At 55.2% G+C, this 19,651-nt stretch carries 15 protein-coding genes and 1 pseudogene; 11 read left to right on the top strand and 5 right to left on the bottom strand.

Annotated elements, in window-relative coordinates:
* Positions 1–105: 105 nt before the first annotated feature.
* A complete protein-coding gene (locus EDC90_RS10580) occupies positions 106–1,482 on the top strand; it encodes an MATE family efflux transporter (RefSeq protein WP_132311324.1) in 1,377 nt (458 codons plus the stop codon).
* Between the two features lie 67 nt (positions 1,483–1,549).
* Here EDC90_RS10580 and carA read toward each other — a convergent pair whose 3' ends face one another.
* Positions 1,550–2,758, bottom strand: a complete 1,209-nt coding sequence (gene carA, locus EDC90_RS10575; RefSeq protein ID WP_132311322.1) for a glutamine-hydrolyzing carbamoyl-phosphate synthase small subunit — start codon at positions 2,756–2,758, stop codon at positions 1,550–1,552.
* Positions 2,759–3,079: 321 nt separating this feature from the next.
* On the opposite strand from carA, the gene EDC90_RS10570 reads away from it, so the two are divergent.
* The 3 genes from EDC90_RS10570 (at position 3,080) to rpoD (ending at position 8,182) form a co-directional block, all read left to right on the top strand.
* Positions 3,080–3,532 (top strand): GatB/YqeY domain-containing protein, encoded by a 453-nt coding sequence (locus EDC90_RS10570; protein WP_132311320.1) that lies wholly within the window; start codon positions 3,080–3,082, stop codon positions 3,530–3,532.
* Positions 3,533–3,748: 216 nt separating this feature from the next.
* Positions 3,749–5,698 (top strand): DNA primase, encoded by a 1,950-nt coding sequence (dnaG, locus tag EDC90_RS10565; protein ID WP_132311318.1) that lies wholly within the window; start codon positions 3,749–3,751, stop codon positions 5,696–5,698.
* A 441-nt stretch (positions 5,699–6,139) separates the two neighbouring features.
* Positions 6,140–8,182, top strand: coding sequence for an RNA polymerase sigma factor RpoD (gene rpoD / locus EDC90_RS10560; RefSeq protein ID WP_132311316.1), 2,043 nt, complete (start codon positions 6,140–6,142; stop codon positions 8,180–8,182).
* 96 nt (positions 8,183–8,278) lie between these two features.
* Here the strand turns inward: rpoD and purN are convergent, their stop codons facing one another.
* Together purN and purM are read right to left on the bottom strand one after the other, a co-directional pair.
* A complete protein-coding gene (gene purN / locus EDC90_RS10555) occupies positions 8,279–8,932 on the bottom strand; it encodes a phosphoribosylglycinamide formyltransferase (RefSeq protein WP_132311314.1) in 654 nt (217 codons plus the stop codon).
* Positions 8,929–10,002: a phosphoribosylformylglycinamidine cyclo-ligase gene (purM, locus tag EDC90_RS10550; protein WP_132311312.1), complete on the bottom strand. Its 1,074-nt coding sequence runs from the start codon at positions 10,000–10,002 to the stop codon at positions 8,929–8,931. The genes purN and purM overlap by 4 nt, the downstream gene beginning before the upstream one ends.
* 300 nt (positions 10,003–10,302) lie before the next feature.
* On the opposite strand from purM, the gene EDC90_RS10545 reads away from it, so the two are divergent.
* From EDC90_RS10545 to EDC90_RS10520, 6 genes are all read left to right on the top strand, one after another.
* Positions 10,303–11,436 carry an AI-2E family transporter gene (locus EDC90_RS10545; RefSeq protein ID WP_132311310.1) on the top strand — a complete coding sequence of 378 codons (1,134 nt, stop codon included), beginning with the start codon at positions 10,303–10,305 and terminating at the stop codon, positions 11,434–11,436.
* Complete coding sequence (hdaA, locus tag EDC90_RS10540) at positions 11,426–12,115, top strand: DnaA regulatory inactivator HdaA (protein WP_281015407.1); 690 nt, start codon at positions 11,426–11,428, stop codon at positions 12,113–12,115. Before EDC90_RS10545 ends, hdaA begins: the two co-directional genes overlap by 11 nt.
* 239 nt (positions 12,116–12,354) lie before the next feature.
* The gene (locus tag EDC90_RS10535; RefSeq protein ID WP_132311306.1) at positions 12,355–14,538 is read left to right on the top strand and encodes an RNA degradosome polyphosphate kinase; all 2,184 of its coding nucleotides are present in this window, start codon (positions 12,355–12,357) and stop codon (positions 14,536–14,538) included.
* Positions 14,539–14,553: 15 nt separating this feature from the next.
* Entirely contained in the window at positions 14,554–16,074 is a 1,521-nt protein-coding gene (ppx, locus tag EDC90_RS10530) for an exopolyphosphatase (RefSeq protein WP_132311304.1), read from the top strand.
* 268 nt (positions 16,075–16,342) lie between these two features.
* The gene (gene mscL, locus EDC90_RS10525; protein WP_132311302.1) at positions 16,343–16,786 is read left to right on the top strand and encodes a large conductance mechanosensitive channel protein MscL; all 444 of its coding nucleotides are present in this window, start codon (positions 16,343–16,345) and stop codon (positions 16,784–16,786) included.
* Positions 16,787–17,064: 278 nt separating this feature from the next.
* Positions 17,065–17,781, top strand: a complete 717-nt coding sequence (locus tag EDC90_RS10520) for an MgtC/SapB family protein (RefSeq protein ID WP_132311300.1) — start codon at positions 17,065–17,067, stop codon at positions 17,779–17,781.
* Positions 17,782–17,785: 4 nt separating this feature from the next.
* Here EDC90_RS10520 and EDC90_RS10515 read toward each other — a convergent pair whose 3' ends face one another.
* Positions 17,786–18,076 carry a YggT family protein gene (locus EDC90_RS10515; RefSeq protein WP_132311298.1) on the bottom strand — a complete coding sequence of 97 codons (291 nt, stop codon included), beginning with the start codon at positions 18,074–18,076 and terminating at the stop codon, positions 17,786–17,788.
* Positions 18,077–18,217: 141 nt separating this feature from the next.
* On the opposite strand from EDC90_RS10515, the gene EDC90_RS10510 reads away from it, so the two are divergent.
* Complete coding sequence (locus EDC90_RS10510) at positions 18,218–19,465, top strand: MFS transporter (protein WP_132311296.1); 1,248 nt, start codon at positions 18,218–18,220, stop codon at positions 19,463–19,465.
* Positions 19,466–19,477: 12 nt separating this feature from the next.
* On the opposite strand, the pseudogene EDC90_RS21210 reads toward EDC90_RS10510, so the two are convergent.
* A pseudogene (locus EDC90_RS21210) lies at positions 19,478–19,651 on the bottom strand (IS630 family transposase); the annotation flags it as partial.

The raw sequence follows: 19,651 nt of genomic DNA, 5'->3' as shown, positions 1-19,651 counted from the left end.
TTCAGCCGTGCCGGTCTGGCTATTGCATCCAAACTGGGCTAGACAGATTTGCCGCCGCAGCCCCGCTGTTGTCTGGCTGCGGCGTGTCAGCTTCTGGTGAAATTCATGTCTGTCGCAATGCCTCCTGCGCAAGCAGCCGGTCATTCGTGGCTTTCCCATTTCCGGGAAACGCTTCTTCTTGGTATTCCGCTCATCGGAGCGCAGCTTGCCCAGCAGGGTATCCATGCAACGGATATCGTGATTCTGGGCCAGATCAGCGCCGTCGATCTGGCTGCTGTCGTGCTTGCGACGCAGTATTTCATGACTTTTTTCCTGTTCGGTTCAGGCCTCGCCATGGCTGTGATGCCGATGGTTGCGCAGGCTTACTCGCGCGGCGATGAAGTCTCGGTGCGCCGTTCCATGCGAATGGGCATGTGGGCTTCGATCATTTTCGGCGTATGTACGCTGCCTCTGTTTCTGTTTTCCCACACTATTCTTCTGGCGCTGGGGCAGGAGGCAGAGGTGGCGCGAAAGGCAGCGCAATATCTCCACATCGTCGGTTTCGCGATGTTTCCGGCTCTGATCTTTTATGTGTTGCGCAGCCTTGTCAGCGCAACAGGACGTGCCGGCATCGTACTTTGGGTCACGCTGGCCATGCTGGTCATCAACGCGGCGCTTGCCTACATCGTTGTACTCGGGCATCTCGGTCTGCCGCAGTTCGGTGTGCGCGGTGCTGCCACAGTAGCGTTTATCGTGCAGTTTAGCGGCTTTCTGTTTCTCGTGGTTTATATCGAGCGCGATAAAGAGCTGGCTCGCTATCAGCTTTTCGTCCGGTTCTGGAAGCCGGATTGGGCCGCTCTTAAAGAGGTCACGCTTCTTGGGCTTCCGATCGGTGTTGCAATCCTGGCGGAAGTTTCGATGTTCACGATTTCCTCGGTCCTGATGGGCCAGTTTGGTGCCGTTCCTCTGGCCGCGCACGGGATCGCGATGCAGCTATCGTCGATTACCTTTATGGTGCCGCTTGGTCTTGCACAGGCAGGCACGATCCGGGTGGGCGCATTTCACGCGCTGGGCGACCGGGAAAATCTTATTCGGGCATCGGCCGCAGTCATGGCGATTGCCATTGGTTTTGCTTTGGCTGGCGGGATCAGTTTTGCGGTGTTCCCGGCGGCGTTGACGAGCTTGTTTATCGATACCAGCCTGCCGGAAGCGCCAGACGTTCTCGCTTATGGTATCCCGCTGATTGTGATTGCAGGGCTGTTCCAGTTGATGGATGCGCTGCAGGGTACGCTGAACGGTTTGCTGCGCGGCCTCAAAGATACCCGGATCCCCATGTTTCTGGTACTGATTGCTTATTGGGGTATCGGCCTCACATGCGCCTGGATACTGGCTGTTCCGCTGGGGCTGGAAGGCATTGGAATCTGGACCGGCTTCCTGCTCGGTCTTGGTGCCGCCTCGATCATGCTTGGTTTGCGTTTCCGAAAGTTGCTGAAGGCGGAATAAAGCTTTCAGGCACCAAAAAAGGCGCCGCATTGGGCGCCTTTCATCGATTTTTCGATCAATTTACGTTTTATGCACGTTCGGCCAGAAGCGCTTCGCCCTTCTGTTCGCGCACCATATTGATGAAACGGCGGAACAGGTAGTGGCTGTCCTGCGGGCCGGGAGAAGCTTCCGGGTGATGTTGCACTGAAAAGACCGGACGTCCGGCAAGGCGCAGACCGCAGTTCGATCCGTCGAACAGCGAGACATGGGTTTCTTCGATGCCATCCGGCAGTGAGTCGGAATCAACGGCAAAACCATGGTTCATCGAAACAATCTCGACCTTGCCGGTTGTGTGGTCTTTGACCGGGTGGTTCGCGCCGTGGTGGCCCTGATGCATTTTCGTCGTACGTGCCCCAAGTGCAAGGCCCAGAAGCTGATGCCCAAGGCAAATGCCGAAGACAGGCTTGCCGCTTTCGATCAGTTCCTGAATAACCGGAATTGCATATTTGCCGGTTGCTGCCGGATCGCCCGGCCCGTTGGACAGGAAGATGCCATCCGGAGAAAGTGCCAGAATGTCTTCCGCCGATGTTTTGGCCGGGACAACGGTTACTTTGCAATCCAAGCCGGAGAAGAGGCGCAGAATATTGCGCTTCACACCATAGTCGACACAGACGATGTGGTATGTCGCATCCTCGGGTGAGAGTGTGCCATAACCCTCATTCCAGACCCAGGGTTTTTGATCCCACTGCGAAGATTGGCCCGAGGTGGCTTCAATTGCCAGATCCATGCCTTCCAGCCCGCTCCAGGCTTGTGCTTCGGCTTTCAGGGCCTCGATATCGAACGTGCCGTTCGGATCATGGGCGATTACAGCATTCGGTGCGCCGTTTTCGCGGATCCAGGCTGTGAGCGCCCGGGTATCGATTCCGCTCAGTCCAATGATGCCACGGGCTTTCAGCCACTCATCCAGATGTTCAGCCGAACGGTAATTGGATGGGTTGGTGATATCGGCCCGGAAGATCGTTCCCACGGCACCACGGCGGGCAGCCGGCGTCAGGTCTTCAATATCTTCGCCATTGGCGCCGATATTGCCGATATGAGGGAAGGTGAAGGTTACAATCTGGCCCAGATAGGAAGGGTCTGTCAGGATTTCCTGATACCCCGTCAGCGCCGTATTGAAGCAGACCTCCGCCTGAACCCGTCCGGTTGCGCCAACGCCTTTGCCATAAATCACCGTGCCGTCGGCGAGTACCAGAACGGCCGTCGGCTTTTCCGTTGTCCATGCAGATGAGGCTGTCATTGTGATCCTTCTGTCGTTCGTCTTGCAGGCCGTGCCAATTGAATGGTGCCGTCTGTTACCATATATAAGGCCGCAGCGATGGGTATGCACTTGCTAGGCAAGCACCGTGAGGCGGTCAGTTTGTCATGCGGTCGCGGGAAAATAGTCAAACGCGGCTTGCGGGTCAATCGTTCACGGTGCAGACTGCAGGAATATATGAAATTCTTGAAGCAAACCCATTTTTAGTTTGATTGCGGGTCCCGGATTCGGTAAACGCCGCCGCCATTGAATGAATGTCGGCCCGGTTTTTTGAAAAACGGCGTTTCCAGGAGTTAAAGATTCATGTTGCGCGATAAACTCGTTCTCGCACTGAAGGATTCTTCGAAGGAAGAAGATCCTGTCCGTTTCTCGACTCTGCGCCTTGTTCAGGCTGCTATTAAAGACCGTGATCTGGCGCATCGTGCAAGCGGCAGAGACCCCGTCAGTGATGAGGACATTACCTGCATGCTGATCCAGATGGTGCAGCAGCGCAAAGAATCCGTCCGGCTTTACAATGAGAAGGGGCATCCTGAACTTGCAGAGCAGGAGCGTGCCGAAATCTCCGTTATCCGGGAGTTTCTGCCTGCCCAATTGCCGGAAGATCAGATCCGTGAAGTCTGTGCCTCTGTGGTGGAGGAAACCGGCGCTCAGGGCCTTCGTGATGTGGGCAAGTGCATTAAGACACTCAAAGACCGTTATTCCGGCCAGATGGATTTTTCCAAGGCTTCAGGTGTCGTCAAGGACATGCTGAAATAGTCTTTGTCTGCCGTTTGTCTGTGATATGCCAAGGGTGAGATGATCTTTATCCACTGTCTCGCCTTCAGTTATCCCTGTGGATAGTGTTGATAACGCGGATAACTTCAATAGCCGGTTTAAAGCTGGTCTCAGCATCGCGAAAGTTTTTTAATTCGCAGCTAAGCTGGTGTATCTCACGGCTGCCGGGACCTGTTCACCGGCGCAAGCGAGGAACTGATGCGTTTTCCACCGTCCTTTCTGGATGAAATCCGTGACCGTGTGTCGATCTCTGACGTGATCGGGCAGCGCGTTTCATGGGATCGGCGCAAAACCAATGTTTCACGCGGTGATTTCTGGGCATGTTGCCCTTTTCACGGTGAAAAGACGCCAAGCTTCCACTGTGAAGACGCCAAAGGGCGTTATCACTGTTTCGGATGCGGCGTGACCGGCGACCATTTCCGTTTTCTGACTGACCTTGACGGTTTGAGCTTTCCCGAAGCGGTCGAGCGCATTGCCAATATGGCAGGTGTGCCGATGCCTGCGCGCGACCCCGAAGCCGAGCGCCGGGAAGAAAAGCGCCGTTCACTCACCGATGTGATGGAAATGGCAACGGCCTTCTTTCAGGATCAGCTGCAATCATCCAATGGAACCCGCGCTCGTGCCTATTTGCGCGAACGCGGCCTTTCCGCCCGTACGATTGATACGTTTCGGCTTGGCTATGCGCCGGAAAGCCGGAATGCCCTGAAAGAGTATCTGGCTTCCAAAGGCATTGAGAAGGCGCAGATCGAAGCTTGCGGACTTGTGGTTCACGGGTCCGATATTGCGGTTTCTTATGATCGCTTTCGCGACCGGATCATGTTTCCTATCCTGTCGTCGCGCGAGCAGGTGATCGCTTTTGGCGGGCGTGCGATGCGCCCGGACGCTCTGGCAAAATATCTTAATTCCAACGATACGGAACTGTTCCACAAGAGCAATGTTCTGTTCAATTTCGCCCGTGCCCGGCGCTCGCTGGGTGGTGCCGAAGGCGCAAAGACTGTTGTCGCCGTTGAAGGCTATATGGATGTGATCGCACTGCATCAGGCAGGCGTGGAAAATGCCGTCGCTCCACTTGGTACGGCGCTGACTGAAAACCAGCTGAAACTGATGTGGCGCATGACCAATGAGCCGGTGCTCTGCTTTGATGGCGATAATGCCGGAATGCGCGCCGCAGAAAGGGCTGCCGGCGTTGCTTTGCCAATGCTGAAGCCCGGGCATTCGCTGAAGATCGCGCACCTGCCCGAAGGCCGTGACCCGGATGATCTGGTACGTGAGGGCGGGCGCTCAGCCTTTCAGACCGTGCTGGAGCAGGCCCGGCCGCTTGCAGATACGCTGTTTGAACGTGAGCTTGGCACACGGGAAAACCCGACGCCGGAAGAACGGGCCGCCATTGAAGCCCGGATCAACGCGATGGTGCAGACCATCGCGGATGAAAGTGTTCGCCGTCATTATCAGCAGGACTTCCGCAACAGGCTTTACCAGCGCTTTCGCGGCGGCGGCGGTGGTTTTCAGGGGCGTCAGGGAAATTCTACCTATGGCCGGGGTGGCCAGCGTGGTGGCGCTCCGGTGCGCATTGCCGCTTCGGACCGGCTGAGCCGTTCACACCTTGTCAGTCTGCGGGCAGCCCCTCGTCCGTCCTTTCGTGAGTGTCTGATGGCTTTTTGCCTGATGAGCCAACCGGCGCTGTTGCGTGAGGATTTTGATGGTGTCTCTGCCCTTACGTTTGACGGGCCTGAAATGCGGGCTTTCTGGCCTGCGCTGCTTTCTGCAGCTTCCCGGCCCGGTATTGAGCGGGGGAGGTTGCGTGAAAAGCTTGAGGAAATGGGGTTCCGCGATCTCGTTGGCTATCTTGTCAGTCATGTCAGTCGCAATGTTCACTGGATTGTCAGTGATGATGCGGTGATTGAGGATGTGCGCGAGGTTTTTCATCAGGCAATGGCTTTTCACAATCGCGCTCGCTCGCTGGTCAGGCAGAAAACTGAACTTGAGCGTGAACTCGCAGAAGCCGGGGAGGCGGGAGATCTGGTTCGCCACGACAGGTTGCTTGAGGCCCTTAAAGTGGTGCAAAACGAGATTGCGCGCATTGAGAATCAGGAGGCGGATATCGACGGGTTTGGTGTGATGTCGGGCCGAAATGGCAAAACCGGGTAGCCTTGGTCATCGAAGCAAGGTGAGGCGGCAAGGTCACATCAGAAAAAGAATCAGTGGTGCTGCTACTTGCAATTGGGCAAACGCATTCTAAATTGTAGCCTTGCGGACAAAAAGGTGGCTGCATCAGTCCGGTCATTGAAACAGGCGTCTTGAGAAGCGGATTTTTGATAGTAAATCGCTTGAAACATGAATTGACGCTTGACTGACGATGAAAATCTGGGAATCACCAGTCTGAATGGCAGAGCGCAGCACAAATTCACGATCAACACGGTGTTGTCCTGGAGCAATGCAGCTCAGGCATATCGTTTGCCGTGTGTCAGAATTGCAGTTTTTGGGCCGGACGGACCAAACCTTTTCTTGAAATGAAAAGGTCTTTTTAAAGTTTCGCCGGTAATCCGCTTGGTTGAAACAAGCGGAATGAGCGTCAGGGAAGCGATATCTATGGCAACAAAAGTCAAAGAACACGAAGAAGCCGAAACCGAACGCGAAGGCGGAACCGACGGCCCTCTTCTGGATCTTTCCGACGATGCCGTCAAGAAGATGATCAAGGCCGCCAAAAAGCGCGGCTACGTCACCATGGATGAGCTGAATTCCGTGCTCCCGTCTTCGGAGGTTACCTCCGAGCAGATCGAGGACACGATGGCTATGCTCTCCGATATGGGCATCAATGTGATCGAGGACGAAGACGAAGTCGATCAGGATAACAATTCGGACGATGATTCCGATGGTGACGGCAGCAGTGACAGCACCGAGGTCGCAACCACGACCGGCACAGCTGTCGCGCAAACCAAGAAGAAAGAACCGACCGACCGGACGGATGATCCGGTGCGCATGTATTTGCGTGAGATGGGGTCGGTCGAGCTTCTTTCGCGCGAAGGCGAAATAGCCATCGCCAAGCGGATCGAATCCGGCCGAGAGACGATGATTGCCGGACTTTGCGAAAGCCCGCTGACCTTTCAGGCGCTGATCATCTGGCGTGATGAGCTGAATGAAGGCACGACGCTTCTGCGCGAAATCATCGACCTTGAAACCACCTATTCCGGTCCTGAGGCCAAGGCTGCGCCGCAGTTCCAGAGCCCTGAGAAGATTGAGGCTGATCGCAAAAAGGCCGAGGAAAAGGAACAGGCGCGCAAGAAACGTTCAGACGACGTGACCGATGTCGGCGGCGAAGGCGTTCAGATGGACGAGGACGAGGAGGACGAAGATGAGTCCAACCTGTCTCTTGCCGCAATGGAAGCTGAGCTGCGCCCGCAGGTCATGGAAACGCTTGATCTGATTGCGGAAACTTATATCAAGCTGCGCAAGCTACAGGATCAGCAGGTGGAAGCCCGCCTGGCGGCAACCGGCACGCTGACCAATGCTCAGGAGCGCCGCTACAAAGAGCTGAAAGAGACACTGATCAAAGCGGTTAAGTCGCTTTCGCTCAATCAGAACCGTATCGACCTGCTGGTCGAGCAGCTTTATGACATCAACAAACGTCTCGTCGAAAACGAAGGCAAGTTGTTGCGTCTGGCTGTTCACCGCGGCGTCAAGCGCGATGATTTCCTTGAGCACTACCATGGTGCTGAGCTTGATCCGAACTGGATGAAATCAATCGGCAACCTCTCCGGCAAGGGGTGGAAAGACTTTGCCAGCAAAGATGGCGATGACATCAAGGCGCTTCGCAGCGAGATTCAAAGCCTTGCGACAGAGACCGGTATTTCGATCGCTGAATTCCGCCGGATTGTGCATATGGTCAAGAAGGGCGAACGTGAAGCCCGCATCGCCAAGAAGGAGATGGTGGAAGCCAACCTCCGGCTGGTGATCTCGATTGCGAAGAAATACACCAATCGTGGCCTTCAGTTCCTCGATCTCATTCAGGAAGGCAATATCGGCCTGATGAAGGCCGTTGATAAGTTCGAGTATCGTCGCGGTTATAAGTTCTCCACCTACGCGACCTGGTGGATCCGTCAGGCGATCACCCGTTCGATTGCCGACCAGGCCCGCACGATCCGTATTCCGGTGCATATGATCGAAACGATCAACAAGATCGTTCGTACTTCGCGCCAGATGCTGCATGAGATCGGGCGTGAACCAACGCCGGAAGAGCTTTCCGAAAAGCTCAATATGCCGCTTGAGAAGGTCCGCAAGGTGCTGAAGATCGCCAAGGAGCCGATCTCGCTTGAAACGCCGGTGGGTGACGAAGAAGATTCGCATCTCGGTGATTTCATCGAAGATAAAAACGCGCTTCTTCCCATTGATGCCGCCATTCAGGCGAACTTGCGCGAAACGACCACCCGCGTTCTGGCTTCACTCACGCCGCGTGAAGAGCGTGTGCTCAGAATGCGCTTCGGCATCGGCATGAACACGGACCACACGCTTGAAGAGGTCGGTCAGCAGTTCTCGGTGACCCGCGAACGTATTCGTCAGATCGAGGCCAAGGCGCTTCGCAAGCTGAAGCATCCGAGCCGCAGCCGCAAGCTGCGCTCGTTCCTGGATAGCTGATCAGGATCGCATCTGATATCAAACGAAAAGCCCGGTTTTATGACCGGGCTTTTTTTTTAAAATTGCGAGACAATGAAATGTTCGTCTGATCGCCTTTCAGACAGAAATCAAATAACCTGTTGTCTTTGACGTTGCATCACCGGGAAAGACAGCTTTCCCGTTTTCCATCCATACGTTACCTGCGGCGAGACGCTCAAGTGCCGCCGGATAAAGCTGATGTTCAACGGTGAGAATGCGCGTGGCCAGTGCATCGGCGTCGTCGCCCGGCAATACAGGCACGACGGCCTGACCGATCACGGGCCCTTCATCCATGCCTTCCGTCACGAAATGGACGGTGCAGCCTGCGACCTTCATACCGGCAATGATCGCGCGCTGATGAGTGTTCAGGCCGGGGAAAAGCGGCAACAGGGACGGATGGATGTTGATGATCCGGCCTTCCCATGCCCGGATAAAATCGCCGGACAGAAGCCGCATGAAACCGGCAAGGCAGATGAAATCCGGCTGAATTTCTGCCAGTGCATCCAGCATTGCCGCTTCGTGATCTTGTTTGCTCTCATAAGCTTTTCGCGGGAAACTGAGCGTTTTAATGCCGCGTGCAGCAGCTTTCGTCAGGCCGGTGGCTTCTGGCTTGTCAGACATGACCGCAACGATCTCGGCAGGAAAGGCTGGGGCTTCGCAGGCGTCTGCCAGTTTCAGCATGTTTGAGCCGCTGCCGGAAATAAAAACGGCGATACGCTTCTTTCCTGTCATAGGTTGATCATGCCTCGATAGACCGTGCCTTCCATATCACCTTCACGCGGCACGATCTGCCCGAGCTTATAGGCTGTCTCCCCCTCGCGGCGAAGTACGGCCAGCACATCGTCCAGCTTGTCTTCGGCGCAAACGCCGATCATGCCGACACCACAATTGAACGTGCGCAGCATTTCCGCCGGTGCAACACCGCCCGCACGCGCCAGCCAGGAAAAGACCGGCGGAATGATGAGGGTTTCAAGGTCGATGGCCGCAGAAAGATGTTTCGGCAGTACCCGCGGGATGTTTTCCGGGAAGCCGCCGCCAGTGATATGCGCGAGTGCCTTCACAGAACCGGGTTCGCGTATGGCGGCAAGAAGCGGTTTGACGTAAATCTTCGTCGGCTCGAGAAGCGCCTCGCCAAAGGTTTTCCCCGGCGCAAAGGGAGCGGCGGCCTGCCAGCCGATGCCATTGAGCTCAGCCACACGGCGAACCAGCGAAAAACCATTAGAATGAACACCGGAAGATGCCAGCGCAAAGATCACGTCGCCTTCAGCCAGGTCTTCGTCCGGCAGCAGCTGTCCGCGCTCGGCCGCGCCAACAGCAAAGCCGGCCAGATCATAATCGCCCTTGGCGTACATGCCCGGCATTTCAGCCGTCTCACCGCCGATCAGCGCACAACCGGCCTGCCGGCAGCCTTCTGCGATGCCCTCGACGATGTCGGCACCCTGTTCCGGATCGAGGCTGCCAGTTGCAAAATAATCGAGGAAGAAGAGCGGCTCAGCGCCCTGAACCACCAGGTCGTTTACGCACATGGCAACCAGATCGATACCAACGGTGTCGTGCTTTCCGGCCTCAATCGCGATTTTGAGCTTTGTGCCGACACCGTCATTTGCAGCGACCAGAACCGGATCGGAAAATCCTGCAGCTTTCAGGTCAAACAAACCGCCAAAGCCACCGATCTCGCTGTCTGCGCCGGGACGGCGGGTGGATTTCACAGCGGGCTTGATTTTTTCGACCAGCAGGTTTCCGGCATCAATATCCACACCGGCATCGCTATAGGTCAGTCCGTTCTTGCGGGTCTCGCTCATGGGGCGCTTCCTCATCCATATATCAACAAACGGCATTGCATGGCGGGGGGCACGTTTCAAGAGGAAGGCGCGCGACACTGGTGCGATATCGACAGCTATATGACCGGCTTCGCACCTTTCCGCTGAAAAATCTGAGGTTGAGGCGCTGGAGATTTTACGGAATTGAAGAGCCAGTTTATCAACGCTTTCCACAGTTGTCCTTGTGAGAATGTCTTACCCCATACACACCCGCGAAGTTATGCTACAAGGTAGCGGGGATTGCCGCTACAAGCGGGCAAGCGTGTGTTTCAGGAGATTTAAATGCCAGAACGTGTGACCGGCGCCGGTCTGAAGCGACAGTTGATTTTCTGGCTGCTGTTTGCAGCGTTTGTCGCGCTGTTTTTATATGTTTTTCGCAGCATTCTTCTGCCCTTTGTTGCAGGGATGGCTCTTGCCTATTTTCTTGATCCGATTGCCGATCGTCTGGAGAAGTTTGGTTTTAACCGGCTCTGGGCGACGATAACAATTATGCTGGGCTTTATCGTCGCCGTGATCGCGGTGTTGCTGATCCTTATTCCTCTGGTCGTCACGCAGGCTACGCAGGTGGTAGAGCAACTGCCAAAATATATGGCCGAACTGGAGCATTATATCCAGACGACCCAGCTTTCGAAGCTTACGGACTGGGCGAACGGCCAGATTGCCGAGCTCAGTCAGAATGTGGGCAAGATGCTCTCAAGCGGCGCATCGATCGCCTCGTCGTTGTTTGGCAGTATCTGGAGCTCGTCAATGGCGGTGGTAAACGTCGTTTCATTCGTCGTTCTGGCACCGGTGATCGCGTTTTACCTTCTGCTTGACTGGGACCGCATGATCGTCAAGCTCGATAGCTGGATTCCACGCAGTCATGTTGGTGATGTGCGTTATCTGGCTAACGAGATCAACAAGGTGATTTCGGGCTTTGTGCGCGGGCAAGGTTCACTCTGCATCATTCTCGGGATTTATTACGCCGTTTCATTGTCGCTGGCGGGACTGAATTTCGGTGCGCTGATCGGGCTTTATGCCGGGTTCGTGAGCTTTATTCCCTATCTAGGCTCCACTTCGGGGCTGATTTTGTCGATGGCGGTTGCAGTTTATCAGTTCTGGCCGGATTACTGGATGATTGCGCTTATTCTGGTGATCTATCTCTTCGGTCAGTTTTTGGAAGGTAATGTGTTGCAGCCGAAGCTGGTTGGATCCAGTGTTCAGTTGCATCCCGTATGGCTGATGTTTGCCTTGTTTGCCTTTGGTGTTCTCTTCGGTTTTGTCGGCCTTCTGGTCGCTGTTCCTGTTTCCGCAGCTGTTGGCGTGCTTGTGCGTTTTGCAATTGATCGTTATCTGAAAAGCGAACTCTACTGGGACGGCGAAAGGGATGGCGCCGAACCTTCGGAAACAAGTGCGGGAATGTCCGGTGACAGCTGAGGCTGATGAAAAACAGAAAGCGGCGATGCAGCTGCCGCTTGAACTTGGATATGGCCAGGCCAGCAGCCGGGACGATCTTCTGATTTCGGCATCTGTTGCGCCTGCCGTGGAGCTGATTGATCGCTGGCCGGACTGGCTTGCGCCTGTGGTCCTTCTCGTGGGGCCTCCAGGCGCGGGCAAAAGTCATATTTCAGGTGTCTGGAAAAGTTTAAGCAGCGCAGGAGATGTGTCTTCGGCGATGCGTTCCGGTGCTACATCTGAACATCAGGGGACGGCATTTCTGTTTGAAGATGCCGATCATGAAGCATTTGATGAGACAGCACTTTTTCACCTGATCAACCATGTGCGACAGAATAACGGGACATTGCTGATTACCGCACGAAGCCTACCCGGCCAGTGGGGCGTTTCACTTGCAGACTTAAAATCCCGTCTCGCTGCAGCCACTGTTGTGGAGATCGGCGCGCCGGATGATGAACTGCTGGAGCAACTGGTTTTCAAGCTTTTTGCCGACCGGCAGCTGGATGTCGATGACCGGGTTGTGCGCTACATCGTGACACGAATGGAACGCTCGCTCGAAGCTGCCCGCGGCATTGTTGAAGCCATTGACAAGTTAGCGCTTGCGCGGGGCCGGAGAATTACACGGGCGCTGGCGGCAGAGGTTCTGCAGCAGCACGATTAGTTGTGTTTCCCAGTCTGCGGGGCACAACCCGCGCGATATGTCACAGTTTCGTTGCTAAATTGCGATAGGCCAGCATCGGGCAGATCATCTTCAGCGGTGGTTTTGCCGGCCAGAATTTTCTGTTGTGCAGCCTTTCTTTTCAAGGCAGGCTTTGTTGCAATGATTTCAGCGGGTTTTGGCTTCCGGAATTCCCGGATCGGGATGAATGAAGCGTTGTTTTAAAAGGGATGCATTAGGTCATGGAAAATCTGTCGACTGGTACGCCAGCCATTGAGGAAATGAACGGGACAGAGGATCTTCTCAGCAGTCCGGAGCGCTTTATCAACCGGGAGTTTTCCTGGCTTCAGTTCAATCGCCGCGTTCTGGAAGAAACGCTGAACCCGGCTCACCCGCTGCTTGAACGTGTTCGCTTCCTTTCCATTTCAGCTGCCAATCTCGATGAATTCTTCATGGTGCGTGTGGCCGGTCTGGAAGGACAGGTTCGTCAGGGTGTGACGATGATTTCGGCTGACGGAAAAACACCGGCTGAACAGCTGGCGGATATCCTGCGTGAGATTGACAACCTGCAGATGGAGCAGCAGGCCGCGCTCGCTGTTTTACAGCAGTATCTGACCAATGAAGGCATTGTCATCGTGCGTCCGGCAGCGCTTTCGGAAGAAGACCGTGTCTGGCTCACGCATGAATTTGAACAGGGTATCTTCCCGGTTTTAACACCGCTTTCCATCGATCCGGCTCATCCGTTTCCGTTCATCCCCAATCTCGGCTTTTCAATGGGGCTGCAGCTTGTCAGCCGCCATGGTCGCGCGCCGATGAATGCCCTTTTGCGTATGCCGCCCTCACTCAACCGTTTCGTTCGCCTGCCCGATCTGGACGGCGGCATCCGTTATATCACCATGGAAGATGTGATTGGCATGTTCATTCACCGGCTTTATCCGGGCTATGAGGTTCAGGGGTCGGGAACATTCCGCATCATTCGCGACAGTGATATCGAGCTGGAAGAAGAAGCAGAAGACCTCGTGCGGTACTTCGAGACAGCTTTGAAACAGCGTCGTCGTGGTTCGGTCATCCGGATCGAGACCGATTCGGAGATGCCTGCATCGCTGCGCCACTTTGTCATGCGTGAGCTCGGTGTGCCGGAAGATCGTGTTTCTGTGCTGCCGGGTCTTCTGGCGCTCAATACGCTTTCAGAAATCACCAAGGCGCCGCGGCAGGACCTCTTGTTTAAGCCCTTCAATCCGCGCTTCCCGGAGCGTGTGCGTGAGCATATCGGCGACAGTTTCGCTGCGATCCGCGAAAAAGACTTCGTGGTTCACCATCCATACGAATCCTTCGATGTGGTGGTTCAGTTCCTGATTCAGGCTGCACGCGACCCGAACGTTCTGGCCATCAAGCAGACGCTTTACCGTACTTCGAATGACAGCCCGATTGTTCGTGCGCTGATCGATGCTGCTGAGGCCGGTAAGTCCGTCACCGCGCTTGTGGAGCTGAAAGCCCGCTTCGATGAGGAAGCCAATATCCGCTGGGCGCGCGATCTTGAGCGTGCAGGCGTGCAGGTGGTCTTCGGTTTTATCGAGCTGAAAACCCATGCCAAGCTTTCGATGGTTGTCCGTCGTGAAGATGGAAACCTTCGGACCTATTGCCACATCGGAACCGGCAACTATCACCCGATCACGGCAAAGATTTACACCGATCTCTCTTATTTCACCTGCGATCCCAGAATTGGCCATGATGTGGCTGAGGTCTTCAACTACATCACCGGTTATGGCGAGCTTGAGCGGGGTATGAACCTTGCTGTTTCGCCGAAAACGATGCGGCCGCGCATTCTTCAGCATATCGAAGAAGAAATTGAGCATGTACGCAACGGATTGCCCGGTGCAATCTGGATGAAGATGAACTCGCTCGTCGACCCGCAGATCATCGATGCCCTTTACCGCGCCAGCAGCGAAGGTGTCATCATCGATCTTGTCGTGCGCGGTATCTGCTGCCTGCGCCCTCAGGTCCCCGGACTTTCCGATAATATCCGTGTGAAATCGATTGTCGGGCGGTTCCTTGAACACAGCCGCATCTACTGCTTCGGAAATGGTCATGGTCTGCCGTCAGAGAATGCGCATGTCTACCTCGGATCAGCGGATCTGATGCCGCGCAATCTCGACCGCCGCGTCGAAACGGTTGTTCCGGTCACCAACCCGACTGTTCATGAGCAGGTTCTTTCACAGATCATGCTTGGTAATATCATTGACAACCAGCAGAGCTACGAGATACTGCCCGACGGTACCTCCCGGCGGATTGAACCACGGGAGGGTGAGGAGCCGTTCAATGCGCAGGAGTATTTCATGACCAATCCGAGCCTGTCCGGCCGCGGTGAAGCCTTGAAATCAAGTGCGCCCAAACTGATCGCCGGGCGTATGTCCGGCCACAACTGAGCAAGCCGGGACTAAATGGTCGAATCAGAAGTACAGGGGCGCCTTCCGGGTATTTCTCCTGTCTCCGTGGTCGATATCGGGTCGAATTCGGTTCGGATCGTCATATATGAGGGGCTGTCGCGTGCGCCGACAGTCCTGTTTAACGAAAAAGTCCTCTGCGGGCTCGGTCGCGGTATCGCTGCAACCGGCAAGATGGACGAGGAGGGCGTGGAGCGGGCTCTTCGGGCACTGAAGCGTTTCAAGGCGCTTTCCGATCAGGCGCGCGCGGGAACCATGCACGTGCTGGCAACAGCAGCGGCGCGTGAAGCCTCCAATGGCCCGGCCTTTATTGAGGCTGCCACAGAAATTCTTTCAGCCGAAATCCGCGTTCTGACCGGTAAGGAAGAGGCGCTTTATTCCGCTTACGGTATCATCAGCGGTTTCTATGAACCGGATGGCATCGCCGGTGACCTTGGCGGTGGTTCGCTGGAGCTTATCGATATCAAGGATAAAACCCATGGCGACGGTATAACCTTGCCATTGGGAGGCATCCGGCTTTCCGAATTGTCAGAAGGCTCACTTTCCAAGGCCCGGTCGTTTGCCAAGAAACAGGTGAAAAAGGTGTCTTTCCTCGAAAAGGGGAAGGGCAGGATGTTCTATGCTGTCGGCGGTACGTGGCGTAACATTGCGCGTCTTCACATGGAGATGACAGGTTACCCACTGACCATGATGCAGGGTTATGAGCTTCCCTTCGGCGTGCTGATGGAGTTCCTCGACAAGATTTGTGACGACGAGGATCAGAAAGACGCAGCCTGGCAGGCGGTTTCGAAGAACCGTCGGATGCTTTTGCCCTACGGTGCGATTGCGCTGCGAGAAGTGCTGAGCGTGATGGAGCCGAAGGCGATTTCGTTTTCTGCACAGGGGGTTCGTGAAGGGCTTCTTTATTCTCTGCTTCCGGTGGAGGATCAGCAGCAGGACCCGCTCCTTGTCGCGGCACGTCAGCTTTCCATTCTCAGGGCGCGTTCGCCCCGCCACGCAAATGAGATTGCCGCCTGGACCGGCATGATGTTCCGTCGGTTCGGTGTGGAAGAAACGCCGGAAGAGGCGCGCTATCGTCAGGCGGCCTGTCTTCTGGCCGATATCAGCTGGCGCGCGCATCCTGACTTTCGCGGTAGCCAGTCGCTGAACGTGATTGCGCATTCATCGCTGGTCGGGATATCGCATCCGGGCCGGGTGTTTATCGCGCTATCCAATTATTACCGGTTTGAAGGGCTGCGCGACGATCATCACACCGATAATCTGGCGTCCATTGCTTCCTCAGAATTGCTGGATCGCGCCAAGCTGCTTGGAGGCCTCTTGCGTGTGGCTTACCTCTTCTCAGCTTCCATGCCAGGCATTGTCGGGGCGCTCGACTTTTTGCCGGGTAAGGACAAGGATGTTGATCTGGAACTCGTCGTTCCGGAGAAATACTCCGATTTTGTTGGCGAGCGTGTGGAAGGCCGCGTTCAGCAGCTTGCAAAGCTGACAGGCAAAAATCTCGCGATTGCGCATGTCTGATCTGCTCCAGACTACGTACCATTAAAGCGCCGTGCACCCATTCGGATGCACAAAGGATGCTGCTGCAAATCTTTTGTTCCAAAATGCGACGGTGGCTTCGGCCACCGTTTTTGTTTGCCGTCAGCCTTGTTGAAACCTTCCCGGAAACCGGTATCGTAAAGTGCGGCCTTACAAATCTGCCGGGCACGCAGGGAATGAAAACCGATTGTTTGCTTCGATCCGCCGGTGCGCTGAGTTTTCTGACGGATCTTTATGTGAGGGAACAGCTATGCTGAATGAATTCAAGAACTTCATTGCCAGAGGGAATGTGATCGACCTTGCTGTCGGCATCATTGTCGGTGCGGCCTTTACCGCCATCGTCCGTTCGCTTGTATCCGACATTATTGATCCGATCATCGGTCTGGTGGTCGGCGGAATTGACTTTTCTGATATGTATTTCGTGATGAGTGGCACGGTTGAGCCCGGCGTCGGACTGGATGTCGCGCGGGAAGGGGAAGCTGCCATTTTTGCTTATGGAGCGTTTCTGACGGCTATCATCAATTTTCTGATTATTGCTTTTGTCGTCTTCCTGCTGGTCAAGGGCGTTAATCGTATACGCGCGGCAGCCGAGCGCAAAAAGGAAGAAGCCGAGGCACCAAAGGCTTCTGCAGGCCCCAGTGAGCTGGATGTGCTTCTGGAAATCCGTGATGCGCTGAAACACAAGCAGTCATAATCTGAAAACTCTGACCAGTTGATGCCCTGGCTGTCTGGTATTGTGTAGTTCAAGTTCGCCTTATTATTGCAGCGACTTCGAATGCGAATTTCAAATTAGAAACCGCATTTTAAAAAAACTGTTAGTGGCCTTCCTTGAATCTAATGGTCGTTCAGAGCAAGCGGAACAATGAGACGAGATTCCGATCACGATGAATGGGTAATCATGTTGTCATCTTGCCTGTTCATAAGACGCAGAAAGTTTTTCGCTTCGGCTGATCGCAACCAGAGGAATAGGTCTTGGCGTTTCTTGATAATCTTCAGTTCATTCCGATCCTCGACAGTACGCTGAGCCTGGTCATCGCTTTTATTTGCGGTACGGCCATTGGTGCGGAGCGCCAGTATCGTCAGCGTAGCGCCGGCTTGCGTACCAATGCGCTGGTTGCCATCGGCGCTGCCGCCTTCGTGGATATCGGCATGCGCGTCGGAGGTGATGTTGAGGCTGTCAGGGTCATATCCTATGTCGTTTCGGGCATAGGGTTTCTGGGCGCAGGCGTGATCATGAAGGAAGGCCTGCATGTTCGGGGTCTGAATACAGCCGCCACCTTGTGGTGCTCCGCCGCCGCAGGCGCCAGCGCGGGTTCGGACCTGGTTGCCGAGGCCCTGCTGATTACCCTGGTTGTTCTTGCGGCAAATACGATGCTTCATCCTTTGGTGGATCGCATCAACCGCACGCCGCTCAATGCATCCCGCGAGGAAGCCGTCTTTGTGGTACATGTTATCTGCGAAACCGATGCGCTGGTTTCGGTCCGCCGTCGCTTGATCGAAGCCTTGAACGCTGCGCACTATCCGGTGCGCGATATCGAGATCGATGAGCGCACGGATGGCGATGTCGATATCAGCGCGACGCTCGTCAGCTCGGCAATCGACCATGCGGTGCTCGACAAGACGGTGTCGGGCGTCGCCCGGTCCAAAGCGGTGAAATCCGCTTACTGGGAAAATGACCTGGAGGACTGATGCTTTACTGGAGCATCGGCCAGAGCGTTGTCCACATCAGAGCGCGAATGAAATAAATCGCGATCAGCACGACAATCGGCGAAATATCAATGCCACCCAGATTAGGCAGGATATTGCGGATCGGGCGGTAGACAGGTTCGGTCAGGCTATAGAGACCGCGCCCGATAGCGTTGACGACCCCATTGGAAGGGTTGACGATGTTGAACGCGTAAAGCCATGACAGAATGGCGCTGGCGATTACGATCCATGTGTATAGGTTGAGCACGAGATCGATCGTCTTGAATAGCGCATACATTAAGCGGTCTCCTGTTTTGCTTGACAACCATTTAGACATTGACAACTAAACGGGCAAGGGGAGGAAGCGGCGTCGCGCGAATTGTGCCACCGGTTCTTGCTGATTTTTTGATTACAATTCGTTCGGAAAGACTTTTTATCAATGCTGGCTTCTGCTTCCGGCGCGCGTTTTGCGGCCTTTCGCCATGTTGCTTATACGCGCTATTTCTTCTCACGCCTTCTGGCGACATTCGCGATTCAGATCGTGTCGGTCTCTGTCGGCTGGCAAATTTACGATGAAACCGGAAGTGCGCTTTACCTCGGTCTGATCGGCCTGTTTCAGTTTCTCCCCTCTCTGTTGCTGACGCTTGTGACCGGAACGGTGGCAGACAGATATAACCGGCGCATGATCGCTGCAATCTGCTTCCTGATCAGCACTGGCTGTGCGGCTGGCCTGCTGATGATCACAATGTTCGAGGTGTTTTCACCCTGGCCGATCTTCGCCCTGTTGATCGTATTTGGCACGGAACGGGCTTTTGCCGGTCCTGCGTTACAGTCGCTGGCGCCCAATCTTGTACCACAGGATGATCTGGCCAATGCAATCGCTTGGAACTCCTCATCCTGGCAGATTGCCTCAATTGTCGGGCCGGTAACCGGCGGTCTGCTCTATGGTGCCGGGCCGTCCGTTGCCTATACGACGGCTCTTGTCCTTTTTGCAGCCGCTGCCGTGCTGATCCTGATGATTGGCAAGCCACCCCAGCGCAGTGCGGGCAGGGCAGTGACAAAAGAAACAATTCTGGCAGGCTTCCGTTTTATCGCATCAGAGAAGGTGGTTCTGGGCGCGATATCGCTGGATCTGTTCGTGGTTCTTCTGGGCGGTGCGGTCGCGCTTATGCCGATTTTCGCCCGCGATATTCTGGATCTCGGGCCCTGGGGCCTTGGCTTGCTGCGTGCTGCTCCGGGCATCGGGGCTATCGTTGTGGCTGTTCTTCTGGCAACGCTGCCGATCCGCCGTCATGCCGGAGTCATGATGTTTCTGGGGGTGGCTTTGTTCGGCGTGGCGACCATCGTCTTTGGTTTATCCCAGACGGTCTGGCTTTCAATCGTTGCGCTGGTGATCATGGGCGGGGCCGATATGGTTTCCGTCTATGTGCGCGAAACGCTGATTGCGCTCTGGACACCGGATGAGGTGCGCGGGCGGGTTAACGCAGTCAATATGGTTTTTGTTGGCGCTTCTAACGAACTCGGCGAGTTTCGCGCGGGCTCGATGGCCTCGGTCATTGGCGCGGTTCCGGCCGTTGTCTTCGGCGGAATCGGCTCGCTGTTTGTCGCAGCACTATGGGCTGTTAAATTCACCAAGCTCAGACAGATCGACAGCCTTGAGGCACCTGAGCACCTTCAGGGCCGCTAGAGCATCGGGCGATTAGTCTGCAACGCATGCTGTTGATTTGAAGTAGTTCCAGCATTCCTGTGGTGAGAACAGTGCGCACACGTGGCCTACAGCTCTCCACAGGTCGTCATAGGTTCGCGCCTTTGCCTTCCTGAGAAGGGCCTTGAGCTTGGAGAACGCCTTCTCGATGGGGTTCAGGTCCGGTGA

The organism is Martelella mediterranea, from assembly GCF_004342225.1.
GTDB lineage: Bacteria > Pseudomonadota > Alphaproteobacteria > Rhizobiales > Rhizobiaceae > Martelella > Martelella mediterranea_B.
Note: the sequence above shows the minus strand (reverse complement) of the source record. Positions and strands in the feature narration are given on the sequence as shown.